The sequence below is a fragment of the Borrelia recurrentis A1 genome, assembly GCF_000019705.1.
In the GTDB taxonomy this organism is placed as follows: domain Bacteria; phylum Spirochaetota; class Spirochaetia; order Borreliales; family Borreliaceae; genus Borrelia; species Borrelia duttonii.
In genome coordinates, this window is the sequence record NC_011244.1 from 455,805 (window position 1) to 468,885 (window position 13,081).

Consider the following 13,081-nt stretch of genomic DNA (forward strand, 5'->3'; position numbering starts at 1 on the left):
ACAGTACAATAAAACGAAAAAAACCCTGGCAATAACTTACTCTCCCGCGAATTCGCAGTACCATCAGCGAATAAGAGCTTAACTTCTGTGTTCGGAATGATAACAGGTGTTTCCTCTTTTCTTTAATCACCAGGGTATTTACAGGAAGACAAAAATATGGTCAAAGATTCGGGTAATTAGTATTAGTCAGCTTAATATATTACTATACTTACACTTCTAACCTATCAACCTGGTATTCTTCCAGGACCCTCTAATAGGATATCTAATCTTGAGGAAGGCTTCCCACTTAGATGCTTTCAGCGGTTATCCCTTCCGAACGTAGCTACCCAGCACTTACCCTTGGCAGAATAACTGGTAAACCAGAGGTTCGTCCATCTCGGTCCTCTCGTACTAGAGATAGAGCCTCTCAAATATCCAACGCTTGTGGCAGATAGGGACCAAACTGTCTCACGACGTTCTGAACCCAGCTCGCGTACCGCTTTAAATGGCGAACAGCCATACCCTTAGGACCTGCTCCAGCCCTAGGATGCGATGAGCCGACATCGAGGTGCCAAACCCTTCCGTCGATATGAACTCTTGGGAAGGATAAGCCTGTTATCCCCGGAGTACCTTTTATTCGTTAAGTGACGGCGCTTCCACTCGCCACCGCCAGATCACTAAGACCTACTTTCGTATCTGCTCGACTTGTCAGTCTCACAGTTAAGCTACCTTATGCCTTTACACTTACAGAGTGATTTCCAACCACTCTAAGGTAACCTTTGCGCACCTCCGTTACTCTTTGGGAGGCGACCGCCCCAGTCAAACTACCCACCTGGCACTCTCCTCATATCACTATGAGTTAGAAACTTAATTAAACAAGGGTGGTATTTCAAGTGCGACTCCACTATCCCTAACGAGATAGCTTCAAAGTCTCCCACCTATCCTACACATATTTAACCAAACCTCAATACCAGGCTATAGTAAAGGTTCACGGGGTCTTTCCGTCTAACCACAAGTAATCGGCATCTTCACCGATACTTCAATTTCACCGAGCTCCACGTTGAGACAGCGTCCAAATCGTTACACCATTCGTGCGGGTCGGAACTTACCCGACAAGGAATTTCGCTACCTTAGGACCGTTATAGTTACGGCCGCCGTTTACTGGGGCTTAAATTTAATGCTTCGCTTTGACACTAACATCTCCTCTTAACCTTCCAGCACCGGGCAGGTGTCAGTCCCTATACTTCTCTTTACAGATTTGCAGAGACCTGTGTTTTTGGTAAACAGTCGTTTGGACCATTTTTATGCTACCTAATCTCTTAGGTCATACTTATCCCGAAGTTACGTATGTATTTTGCAGAGTTCCTTAACGTGGATTCTCTCGCGCGCCTTAGAATTTTCATCCCACCTACCTGTGTCGGTTTGCGGTACGGTCCCTTATAGCCTAACCTTAGAAGTTATTTCTTGGCACCTTGACTACCTACATTTCATGTTGCCAAAACAACACTCATCATCACATCTCAGCTCTTTTAGCGGATTTGCCTACTAAAATCAACACCTTAATGCTTAAACTAGGACTACCATCGCCTAGCAGTAGTTAACCTCATGCGTCACTCCAATCGAAACTATAAGAGGTACGGGAATATTAACCCGTTTCCCATCGACTTCACTCTTCAGCTTTGCCTTAGGGGCCGACTAACCCTGGGAAGACGACCTTCACCCAGGAAACCTTAGGTTTTCGGCGAATGGGGATCTCACCCATTTTTTCGTTACTCATACCTGCATTCTCACTTCTGATACCTCCATCAAACTTCTCAGTTTAACTTCACAAGCTTACAGAACGCTCCTCTACCATTCTAATTAAATTAGAATCCAAAGCTTCGGTAATGTATTTAAGCCCCGTTACATTGTCGGCGCTTAAGTACTCGACCAGTGAGCTATTACGCACTCTTTAAAGGTATGGCTGCTTCTAAGCCAACCTCCTGGCTGTTTACGTACCTAAACATCCTTTTCCACTTAATACATTTTTGAGACCTTAGCTGTTGGTCTGGGTTGTTTCCCTCTCGACCATGGACCTTATCGCCCATAGTCTCACTCCTATTCATCATACAATAGCATTCGGAGTTTAACTGAGTTTGGTACCCTTTGACAGGCCCTAGCTCAATTAGTGCTCTACCTCTATTGCACTAAAATAAGGCTGAACTTAAATCCATTTCGAGGAGAACCAGCTATCTCCGAGTTTGTTTAGCCTTTCACTCCTATTCACAGCTCATCCCTGCCTTTTTAAACAGACTAGGGTTCGGCCCTCCACTTGGTTTCACCCAAGCTTCAGCCTGGCCATAAATAGATCACTCGGCTTCGGGTCTACCACATCTAACTAAATCGCCCGTTTAAGACTCGCTTTCGCTGAGGCTCCAGCACTACTATGCCTTAACCTTGCTAGACATGATAACTCGCAGGTTCATTATGCAAAAGGCACGCCATCACCATGAATATATCATGGCTTTGACTGCTTGTAAGTCCACGGTTTCAGTTCTATTTCACTCCCCTCCCGGGGTTCTTTTCACCTTTCCCTCACGGTACTCTTCACTATCGGTAGCTTTATAGTATTTAGCCTTGGAGAGTGGTCTCCCCAGCTTCAGACAAGGTTTCTCGTGTCCCGTCCTACTTAGGAACATCTTTAAGAAGATATTTATATTTAAATTACAGGGCTGTCACCTTCTCTGGCTAACTTTTCCAAGCTATTCTTCTATATAAATATTTTGTAACTTCTCAGCTTATTACAGACTAAGCTCCAAGCGTCCTACAACCCTCTAAATGCAACGCTCTGCAGCTTGACACATTTAAAGTTTAGGCTACTCCCCTTTCGCTCGCCACTACTTAGGGAATCTCTTTGATTTCTTTTCCTCAGGGTACTTAGATGGTTCACTTCCCCTGGTATAGCCTCTACCACATAAGCAGTAGATAATTAGCATCTAACTAATTGGATTACTCCATTCGGTAATCTTGGGATCATAGAATGTTTGCTTCTCCCCCAAGCTTTTCGCAGCTTACCACGACCTTCTTCGCCTTAAAGCTCCTAGGCATCCACCATAGACTCTTTATTACTTTGACCATATTTTTATCTTCCATCTCTAACTTGCCAATCGTTTATACAACATAAAATAATATATACTTTTAATTTTACTATGTCAATACCATTATTACACTTTTTATCAAATATTTTTTTAAGATTAAAAAAAGAATAAAAACAAAAATTAATTAATATCAAGATCAAAAAATTCTATTAAAAATTTTGCAACCCCATCATCATCATTACAAAATTTTGTAAGCTCATTGTTTGGCAAACTATTCTTAACACGATCATGTGCATTTTTCATTAAAATGCCCTTACCAACATTTTTTAACATTTCATAATCATTGCCATTATCACCAAATGCCAAAATAGAATCAACGCCAATACATTCACACAAAGAAATATTTTTAATAGCATTATATTTGCTAGCATCAACATTTGTAATTTCAAAAAGATCATTAGCAGAATAAAACATACTTATGCCTTTAAAATTTTTCTCTCTAAGAGTATTTGCAAATTCTTCAAGCCTCAGTAAATCATGAGAATAATAAACTATCTTAGAACAAGAATTTATTTTTAGCTCAGATAAATCAGTAATAATTGGTTTTATTCCCAAATTTTGAATAAAATGATTCATAATTGGACTTCTAATCTCTCTATCAGAATACCAATCATGAAGATCATAAAGATTAATATCAATACCTTCTCTATCTACCTTAAAAATTTCTCTTACTATACCATAATCAATACTACATCTTAATAAAAGATCATTATTTAAAAATACCTCAGATCCATTGGCTGTTACAATATAACCTTCATTAATTCTTAAGTCTTGAAGCTGAAGCAAAATATCCCTAATTTCATATAATCTTCTACCAGTAGCAATAATTATATGAAAATCATCTCTCAACCTTAATAAAACCTTAAGGGTTAATGGGGTAATTTCATGCTTACTATTAAGCAAAGTCCCATCAAGATCAAAAACCAACATCTTATACTTTTCATAATTGGCATTCATTGCAATATCCTCTTTTAAAATAAATGATATCACATCAAATTTACGAGGCATAGTTTTGCCTTGAATTAAATCAATAAAAAAAATATAATTATTATGTTTACAAAGGTTAAAAATAGAGAGTTAAATGTAAAGATTAATGAGTGATAAGATTTCAACTCTGTTTACAGAGAAAAAAATAAAAAGTAAAATCAAAGAACTAGCTCAAAAAATTAGAAGTTATTATAAAGACAAAAATAATGTGGTTTTTATATCGCTTCTCAAGGGTTTTTTCATGTTCTTTGCAGATATTACAAGAGAAATTGGACTTAACGTAAAAATAGATTTTTTGCAAGCATCAAGTTATGGCAACAAAACTCTATCTTCATTAAACGTGTTGATAAAAAAAGACATTGAAATTAACATAGAAAACTGTTATGTAATAATATTTGATGATATCGTAGACACTGGACTTACATATAAAAAAATAATTGCACACTTACAAACTAAAAAACCCAAAGAAATCAAAATTTTTACGCTTTTCAACAAACCATCTAGAAGACTAACAGAAATAAAAATAGATTATACAGATTTTGAAATTCAAAATGACTTCATCGTAGGATATGGTATTGATTTTAATGAAAAGCATAGAACTCTTAGAAGTGTAGCAAAAATAAATCAATAGGAGATAGGAATGGCAATTTATGCAGTTGTTGGAACTCAATGGGGTGATGAGGGGAAGGGAAAAATTATAGATTTTCTCTCATCAAAAATAGATTATGTTGTAAGATTTAACGGAGGAAATAATGCCGGTCACACAATAGTTGTAAACGACAAAAAATTCATTTTCAATCTATTACCATCAGGTGTTTTGCAAGGAGCAAAATGCATACTAGGACCTAGTGTAGTAATTGATCCACTCATTTTAATTCAAGAACTTGAAGTACTCAAAAATAATAATATCAAAACAGAAATATTCATAAGTGATAAAGCACATATAATAATGCCCTATCACATTAAATTTGATGAACTTAGTGAACAAAAAAAAGGTATCCATAAAATTGGCACTACAAAAAAGGGCATTGGCCCATGCTACGCTGACAAAATAAACAGAATAGGAATCAGAACTATTGATTTACTAAACACAGAGATTTTTGCAAATAAATTAAAGACAAATTTAGAAGAAAAAAATCAAATTATAGAAAAAATATATAACGATAAACCCTTAGACTATGACGATATTTTAAATACATATAAAAAATATATAGAAATACTAAAATCTTTAATTACTAATACAGAAAAAATATTACATCATGCCATAAATTCAGAAAAATATATCCTAATAGAAGGAGCACAAGGCACAATGCTTGATATTGAACATGGAACATTTCCATTTGTAACTTCAAGCAACACATTAATTACAGCAGCAGCAGGATGTGGTATTCCCATATCAAAAATCAAACAAAAAATTGGAATAATAAAAGCATTCTCATCAAGAGTAGGCTCAGGACCTTTTGTAACAGAAATATCAAACTCTATTGGAGATATAATTCGAGAAAAAGGACAAGAATACGGATCAACAACAAAAAGACCAAGAAGAATTGGCTGGCTTGATCTCTTGACAATAAAAAAAGCAATAGCTCTTAATGAACTAAATCATCTAGCACTAACAAAATTAGACATATTAAATAATATCGAATCCCTTAAAATTTGCATAGCCTATGAATTTCAAGGTAAAATATACGATTATATACCTACTTCTTGCGAAACAATTGAAAAAGTTAAACCTATATATAAAGTTTTTAAAGGATTTAAAGAAGATATTAGCAATATCAAAAATTATGATGATTTACCTATTGAAGCTAGAGAATATATTGAATTTATAGAAAAAGAAGTAGGTATTCAAATTTCAATTTTATCTGTTGGATCAGAAAGAGAAAAAACAATTTTTAGGAATCAAGAGTGGAGCAATATTTAAACCCATTAAAATCAAGATATGCAAGCAAAGAAATGCTCTATATTTTCTCACCTAAATTTAAATATACCACATGGAGAAAATTATGGTATAACTTGGCTTTGGTACAACAAGAATTAGGCATAAACATCAATAATGATCAACTTAATGAACTATCTAAACAAATTGAAAACATTGACTTTAAACTCGTAGCAAAATACGAGAAAAAATTCCAACATGAAGTTATGGCACATCTTTATGCTTATGCTGATTTAGTTGGAGAAGATGCTAAAAAAATTTTACATCTTGGTGTCACAAGTGCATATTTGATGGATAATACAGACTTAATCCAAATCAAAGAAGCTTTATTATTAATTGAAAAAAAATTAACAGAAATTATTATAATATTAAAACAATTTTCAATAAAATATAAAGATCTAGCAACACTTGCATATACACATTTACAAGAAGCACAACTAACAACTCTTGGGAAAAGAAGTAGTTTATGGCTTCAAAGTCTAATTTTTGATTTTAGAGAACTGAAATTCATACTTTCAAATATGTGTTTTAGAGGAGTAAAGGGAACAGTTGGTAATCAAAACAGCTTTAAAGAATTATTTCTCTCTAATTTTGACAAAGTAAAAGATCTAGATATTAATCTCGCAAAAAAAATGGGATTTGAAAAGGTTTACAAAATAACTGGTCAAACCTATGATCGAAAATTTGATTCATCAATCCTGAACTTTTTAAGCAACCTAGCTCAAAGTGCCCACAAAATTACAAATGACATTAGATTTATGCAACATCTTAGAGAAATTGAAGAAAATTTTGAAAAACATCAAATAGGCTCATCAGCAATGCCTTATAAAAGAAATCCCATTTACAGTGAAAGAGTAGCTTCACTTGCTAAATTCATAATAAGTCTACAATCAAGTGGTGGACTTATAGCAACAACTCAATGGCTTGAGAGAACCCTAGATGATTCGGCCTGCAAAAGACTCAATATTCCTCAAGCATTTTTGGCCACTGATGCTATTTTGATATTACTTAATCAAATATTTAGCAATATTAAGGTAAATGAACGCATAATTGAAAAACATGTTCAAACAGAAATGCCATTTATATTAACAGAAGATATACTAATGAAAGCAACCAAAAATGGCGGTGATAGACAAATCTTACATGAAAAGATAAGAACTTATGCAATGCAAGTAAAGGAAAATTTATACTCAGGAAAAAATGAAAACAATTTAATTCAATTAATTCTCAATGATAAAAGTTTTAAATTAACATCCAAAGATATAAATGAAATCTTAAATCCAAATAAAAATATAGGATTTGCATCATCCCAAGTTGAAGATTTTATAAAAGAAATAATTGATCCCATTATCAAAAATCAATAACCAAACTAATATTTAGAAACAAATTTATTACCCTTTATATAAAATCTCCAAAGTTTATTTGCATACTCTTCACCTGCATAATGAACATTTATTCTCTTTGCACATACAATTTCAAAATTTAAAGATAAACTCTTCCTTAAAAAAAGCTTACTATCATTAAGCAAATCTATTTTGTTAAATTTTAAATCTATATTTAAAAATTTAGTAAGTTTACCAGGTCCATTAGTAAATATTCTATCAATTTTTGGAAAAATAGGCTCAATTCCTCTTATTAAAACTGCATGGGGAGCATGTTTATCAGATGCCACAACATTTAACATATAATGCATACCATAAATCATATAAATATAAGCATATCCTCCAACATTATACATAGCACTAGTACGATTCGTTATTTTACCACCATAAGCATGACAAGCCTTATCAATAACACCCATATAGGCTTCTGTTTCAACAATTCTTGAAATAATCTCTATCTCATTTATTTTTCTAACTAATAAATGTCCAAGCAAAGATTGAGCCACAATAACAGCATCTTGCATAAAAAACTCTCTATTCATTAATACAATTCTAAACAAAACAAAAACCAAATTCAAAATTTATCGTAATGAAAATATATATTAAACAACAATCAAAAAAATAGCATAAATCATAATAGAAAAATAAACCGTATATTGACAAACCTAATAAAGTTCAATAAAATCTTAAAGGATAAGAATATTTTAGGGGATCATAGCTCAGGTGGTGAGAGCGCAGGTCTGATAAACCTGAGGTCGGAGGTTCAAGTCCTCCTGGTCCCAATTTACTAAGAGTCATTTCAAGAAACATCCAAATATTTAAAGAAATGCCTTACGCTTAGTGATTTGCAATTCCTAAACCCACATCTTAAAAATCAAAAATTACTTATAACGAATGCAAACAAAAAATGAAAAAACAAAATCTAAATTAAGATCACTTATCATGAATTGCCATACGTAAACAACCGTACTTAATTAAAGACATAATAAAAAACACATTACCTAGACAATAAAATTAGAACAGATCCTTAACAATTTTAAATTTAGCTACAATCAACATAGCATTACTGCTAATTATAACCTCCATTTATTCAGCCTAAAATAAATGGAGGTTGAGGGACTCGAACCCTCGACCCCCGACTTGCAAAGCCGATGCTCTAGCCAACTGAGCTAAACCCCCTAAAAATAGTCTTAGAAAAGACAAAGGAAGAGTTAAAATATAATTTACATTTCATAATTTACCTTTAAGTAATACCTTTCTCTTAGAAAGGAGGTGATCCAGCCACACTTTCCAGTACGGCTACCTTGTTACGACTTCACCCCCCTCACTAAACATACCTTAGATACCTTCCTCCCTTGCGGGTTAAAATAATAGCTTCGGGTATCCTCAACTCGGGTGGTGTGACGGGCGGTGTGTACAAGGCCCGAGAACGTATTCACCGTATCATTCTGATATACGATTACTAGCGATTCCAACTTCATGAAGTCGAGTTTCAGACTTCAATCTGGACTGAGACCTGCTTTATGCGTTTTGCTTCACATCACTGTTTCGCATCGCTTTGTACAGGCCATTGTAGCACGTGTGTAGCCCAGGACATAAGGGCCATGATGATTTGACGTCATCCTCACCTTCCTCCGGCTTATCACCGGCAGTCTCGTCTGAGTCCCCATCTTTACATGCTGGTAACAGACAATAAGGGTTGCGCTCGTTGCGGGACTTAACCCAACACCTCACAGCACGAGCTGACGACAACCATGCAGCACCTGTATACAGACCCCAAACGGGGAATAGTTATCTCTAACTACATCCTGTATATGTCAAGCCCTGGTAAGGTTCCTCGCGTATCATCGAATTAAACCACATGCTCCACCGCTTGTACGGGCCCCCGTCAATTCCTTTGAGTTTCACTCTTGCGAGCATACTCCCCAGGCGGCACACTTAACACGTTAGCTTCGGTACTAACCTCTCGATTAACACCAAGTGTGCATCGTTTACAGCGTAGACTACCAGGGTATCTAATCCTGTTTGCTCCCTACGCTTTCGTGACTCAGCGTCAGTCTTGACCTAGAAGTTCGCCTTCGCCTCTGGTATTCTTCCTGATATCAACAGATTCCACCCTTACACCAGGAATTCTAACTTCCCCTATCAGACTCTAGTCATGCAGTTTCTAGCATAGCTCCACAGTTGAGCTGTGGTATTTTACGCACAGACTTGCATATCCGCCTACTCACCCTTTACGCCCAATAATCCCGAACAACGCTCGCCCCTTACGTATTACCGCGGCTGCTGGCACGTAATTAGCCGGGACTTATTCATAAATTAACGTCATCACCTTGTCATTTCCTACAAAGCTTATTCCTCATTTATAAAAGAACTTTACAATCTTTCGACCTTCTTCGTTCACGCAGTGTCGCTCCGTCAGGCTTTCGCCCATTGCGGAAGATTCTTAGCTGCTGCCTCCCGTAGGAGTCTGGACCGTATCTCAGTTCCAGTGTGACCGTTCACCCTCTCAGGCCGGTTACTTATCATAGCCTTGGTAGGCTCTTACCCTACCAACTAGCTAATAAGACGCAGACTCATCTACAAGCAAAGCTTTAAAGGCTTCCTTTCATCAATTGACATCTCAACTGACCTTATTCGGTATTAGCTACTATTTCTAATAGTTATCCCCATCTCATAGGTAGATTATCCACGCGTTACTCACCCGTTCGCCACTGAATGTATTGCTACATCCCGTTTGACTTGCATGCTTAAGACGCACTGCCAGCGTTAGTTCTAAGCCAGGATCAAACTCTTCGTTATTTTTATTTCTAATTTAAAAAATTAACAGGTTATGTATTTTATTTGGCTTATTAAACCTTACTTAACTCTTCCCTTCTCTCTTCTTCCAATTTATAATATCAACTCTTACTACTTTATAATATACTCTATTCTTTGTCAATACTTAATCTTTATTTTTTATATCATTATTTCAAAGGAAATATCATCATACTATATAATTTTTCTATATTTGGTTAATCTATTAACTATATCCAATATTTTCAATATTAAAAGATGTTTAAATTTTCAAAAAAGGAAAATTTCATAATTAAAATCAAACCTTAGTTTAAAATAATATCTATTTTAGTAAAAAATAACGCAACTAAAACAGCCAAATCAATTACATAATAATCTTGAATGATTCATACTAACAATTCAAACATTTACAATTTTTTTTATTCATAATTTACTCTTTGTCATAACAACAATCAATACATAACATCATATAACGCATTTTTTTATAAAAAACCACTAATATTAATTTTTAGACTTTCTACTAACCAAAATCGTAAATTCTCCTTTATCCTTATTATGTTCTTCAAAATATTTTTTCAATTCCAAAGGTTTGCCAATTTTATATTCTTCATATAACTTAGTCATTTCACGACCAACAAGAACATTGGCATTTAAATCTACCAAAGAAATTTCAGACAATAATTTTAAAATTCTATGACTAGACTCAAGCAAAATAAACGCATCTCCTCTATGATAAAGTTCTTCAATGCGCTTTACCCTTTTAACTCCTTTATTTGGCAAAAATCCTTCAAATACTATGACTTTATCTCTAAAAGGATTAACACTAATTACTGTATTAAAAGAGCTAATACCTGGAATAGGACAAATTTTATATCCATTTTTAAATGCTGCATCAACAAGCAAACTACCAGGATCACTAAGACAAGGAGTTCCCGCATCACTAACAAAAGCCACATTGCTTCCACTAGACAAATAACTTAACAATAAATCAATTCGCTTATATTCTGTTATAGCATTACAAGAAATTAATTTTTTAACAATACCATAATGAGATAAAAGTCTCTTAGCAATTCTTGTATCCTCAGCAAATATAACATCAACCAACTTTAAAATATCAATTGCACGATATGTAATATCACCTAAATTACCTATAGGCGTTCCCACAATATATAACACATGTTCTCCTTAAAAGTTTAAATATCAATCTACAAAAAAAACAAATTACCTTAATATTGTCTAATAATAATATTTAATACTCAATGGGATTTAATGCAAAAAAATTGCATACAACTTAAATCATCCGTAAAGCACTTGACACTGCAATAAAAATATTTAGTTTTTATATACTCATATAAGAAAATATTTATTTTTATGTTATATTTATATTGTTACTTAATTTTCACAACTGAAAACTAAAAGGCGGTAAAGTTTCATGTTAAAACTTATTAGAAAGATATTTGTAATTTATTTTTTATGCATCACACTTGCTGGAATTGCTATGGTTTTCATTGACAGCAAATTTTCTGAAAAAGAAACAATTCAAGATGGCAAGAGTCAAATTATCAAGCACACAATAAGTCCAAATTTAATTATGCTTACTTCTGCAGTTGGAGGCTTTTTAGGAACTTATTCTGGAGTATGGCTTTTTAATTATGAAAAAGATAACTTTTACTTAAGCTGGGGAAGCTTATTAATATTAATATATAACATAGGATTAATAATTTCTATATATTCCAAAACAAAGGAATAAATAAATTCAAAAATTACTCACAATAATTCCTCTTTTAATAAGATATTTATAAACTTCTTCTGGATTTTCCAAACTCTCAATTAAATTTTCAGTCTTATCATTTATCTTTTCTACCAGCTTTTTAAAGCTTACCCTTATTCCTCTACTTTCTAAAAAGTCTTTAGCTGGTTGTGAAATAACACCTGCTTGGACATTTTGAAGCCCAATATTATAAATAATAACAGCAGCCGCCTTGCCTACAATTTTATCATAAATCTCTAAACCTTCTTTATTTTGAATATACTTATTAATAAAATTATCAACCTCTAAAAGGGGCTTTAAACCTCTCTCCATATTAGAGTAAAGTATTCTATGTTCTTTAAATAACCTCAATGTAGGATTTAAACCTGATATCATTTCAAAACCCTCTTAAACACTTGTACCCAAAATTAATAAAAATAATCTTTATTAATAATATACATAAATTAAAAATACTTCAACACAAAAAAGATGATATATTATTAAATTAAATGATGTTAATTCCTAAAGAAAATATTTATTCAAAAATTGAAGTAAAAAAATCAATTTTCTTATCATACATTTTCCATGTAACTACAAGAGAAGAAATAAACAAAATATTAAAAAAATATAAATTGAAATTTAAAACTGCAACTTATGTTGTCCATGGATTTAGAATTGGAAACTTAAATTCATTCACAAATGGAATGAGTGATGATAAAGAACCTAAACATACAGCTGGAAAACCCACTTTAGAGGCCATATTAAACAAAAATTTAACAGATACTCTTATTATTACAGTACGATATTTCGGTGGCACTCTACTTGGAAAACAAGGCTTAAACAAAGCATATTCTAAATCAGCATACGAAGTAATAAATAAAACAAATTTAATAGAAAAAGAAGAAAATGAAATATTATCTCTTAATCTAAACTACAATCAATACAATTTACTAATACGAATGCAAAACAAAATTGAAATTAAAATTATAGATGCAAGCTTTTTAGATAAGATACATACTAAAATACAATTTAACATAAAAAACAAAAACAATATCCTTAAATTTTTACAAGGAAATTCACTTCTATAATTTTATTTACGTTTAATTAATTT

9 protein-coding genes, 2 tRNA genes and 3 rRNA genes are annotated in these 13,081 nt (G+C 33.4%); 6 read left to right on the forward strand and 8 right to left on the reverse strand.

What is annotated here, in order from left to right; all coding sequences use genetic code 11:
• Positions 1–23: 23 nt before the first annotated feature.
• From rrf to BRE_RS02125, 3 genes are all read right to left on the reverse strand, one after another.
• A 5S ribosomal RNA gene (gene rrf, locus BRE_RS02115) occupies positions 24–134 on the reverse strand.
• A 22-nt stretch (positions 135–156) separates the two neighbouring features.
• Positions 157–3,094: ribosomal RNA gene (locus BRE_RS02120) — 23S ribosomal RNA — on the reverse strand.
• Positions 3,095–3,236: 142 nt separating this feature from the next.
• Complete coding sequence (locus BRE_RS02125; protein WP_041178191.1) at positions 3,237–4,073, reverse strand: Cof-type HAD-IIB family hydrolase; 837 nt, start codon at positions 4,071–4,073, stop codon at positions 3,237–3,239.
• 136 nt (positions 4,074–4,209) lie between these two features.
• On the opposite strand from BRE_RS02125, the gene hpt reads away from it, so the two are divergent.
• Genes hpt through purB form a run of 3 tightly spaced genes read left to right on the forward strand, consistent with a single transcriptional unit; the run spans position 4,210 to position 7,406 of the window.
• The gene (gene hpt, locus BRE_RS02130) at positions 4,210–4,734 is read left to right on the forward strand and encodes a hypoxanthine phosphoribosyltransferase (protein ID WP_012538893.1); all 525 of its coding nucleotides are present in this window, start codon (positions 4,210–4,212) and stop codon (positions 4,732–4,734) included.
• A gap of 9 nt (positions 4,735–4,743) precedes the next feature.
• A complete protein-coding gene (locus BRE_RS02135; RefSeq protein ID WP_012538894.1) occupies positions 4,744–6,027 on the forward strand; it encodes an adenylosuccinate synthase in 1,284 nt (427 codons plus the stop codon).
• Positions 6,012–7,406: an adenylosuccinate lyase gene (gene purB / locus BRE_RS02140; protein WP_012538895.1), complete on the forward strand. Its 1,395-nt coding sequence runs from the start codon at positions 6,012–6,014 to the stop codon at positions 7,404–7,406. Before BRE_RS02135 ends, purB begins: the two co-directional genes overlap by 16 nt.
• A 5-nt stretch (positions 7,407–7,411) precedes the next feature.
• Here the strand turns inward: purB and BRE_RS02145 are convergent, their stop codons facing one another.
• On the reverse strand, positions 7,412–7,966 hold the full coding sequence (locus BRE_RS02145; RefSeq protein ID WP_041178118.1) for a DNA-3-methyladenine glycosylase: 555 nt from the start codon (positions 7,964–7,966) through the stop codon (positions 7,412–7,414).
• A 166-nt stretch (positions 7,967–8,132) separates the two neighbouring features.
• Between BRE_RS02145 and BRE_RS02150 the strand changes: the two genes are divergently transcribed.
• Positions 8,133–8,206 (forward strand) — tRNA-Ile (locus BRE_RS02150).
• Positions 8,207–8,529: 323 nt separating this feature from the next.
• Here the strand turns inward: BRE_RS02150 and BRE_RS02155 are convergent.
• From BRE_RS02155 to rsmI, 3 genes are all read right to left on the reverse strand, one after another.
• Positions 8,530–8,603, reverse strand: a tRNA-Ala gene (locus BRE_RS02155).
• Between the two features lie 86 nt (positions 8,604–8,689).
• Positions 8,690–10,226: ribosomal RNA gene (locus BRE_RS02160) — 16S ribosomal RNA — on the reverse strand.
• 495 nt (positions 10,227–10,721) lie between these two features.
• A complete protein-coding gene (rsmI, locus tag BRE_RS02165) occupies positions 10,722–11,396 on the reverse strand; it encodes a 16S rRNA (cytidine(1402)-2'-O)-methyltransferase (RefSeq protein WP_012538897.1) in 675 nt (224 codons plus the stop codon).
• Positions 11,397–11,652: 256 nt separating this feature from the next.
• Here rsmI and BRE_RS02170 point away from each other — a divergent pair, with 256 nt between their 5' ends.
• Entirely contained in the window at positions 11,653–11,970 is a 318-nt protein-coding gene (locus tag BRE_RS02170; protein ID WP_012538182.1) for a hypothetical protein, read from the forward strand.
• Positions 11,971–11,976: 6 nt separating this feature from the next.
• Here BRE_RS02170 and BRE_RS02175 read toward each other — a convergent pair whose 3' ends face one another.
• Positions 11,977–12,366: a DUF1893 domain-containing protein gene (locus tag BRE_RS02175; RefSeq protein ID WP_012538898.1), complete on the reverse strand. Its 390-nt coding sequence runs from the start codon at positions 12,364–12,366 to the stop codon at positions 11,977–11,979.
• 113 nt (positions 12,367–12,479) lie between these two features.
• Between BRE_RS02175 and BRE_RS02180 the strand changes: the two genes are divergently transcribed.
• On the forward strand, positions 12,480–13,058 hold the full coding sequence (locus BRE_RS02180) for a YigZ family protein (protein WP_012538899.1): 579 nt from the start codon (positions 12,480–12,482) through the stop codon (positions 13,056–13,058).
• Positions 13,059–13,081: the final 23 nt, after the last annotated feature.

What these genes read in the sequence shown, in the direction of transcription:
- BRE_RS02180 (WP_012538899.1), top strand. Translation starts at nt 12,480, where the DNA reads ATGATGTTAATTCCTAAAGAAAATATTTATTCAAAAATTGAAGTAAAA.
- BRE_RS02145 (WP_041178118.1), bottom strand. Translation starts at nt 7,966, where the DNA reads ATGAATAGAGAGTTTTTTATGCAAGATGCTGTTATTGTGGCTCAATCT.
- BRE_RS02135 (WP_012538894.1), top strand. Translation starts at nt 4,744, where the DNA reads ATGGCAATTTATGCAGTTGTTGGAACTCAATGGGGTGATGAGGGGAAG.
- BRE_RS02175 (WP_012538898.1), bottom strand. Translation starts at nt 12,366, where the DNA reads ATGATATCAGGTTTAAATCCTACATTGAGGTTATTTAAAGAACATAGA.
- BRE_RS02170 (WP_012538182.1), top strand. Translation starts at nt 11,653, where the DNA reads ATGTTAAAACTTATTAGAAAGATATTTGTAATTTATTTTTTATGCATC.
- BRE_RS02125 (WP_041178191.1), bottom strand. Translation starts at nt 4,073, where the DNA reads ATGAATGCCAATTATGAAAAGTATAAGATGTTGGTTTTTGATCTTGAT.
- hpt (WP_012538893.1), top strand. Translation starts at nt 4,210, where the DNA reads ATGAGTGATAAGATTTCAACTCTGTTTACAGAGAAAAAAATAAAAAGT.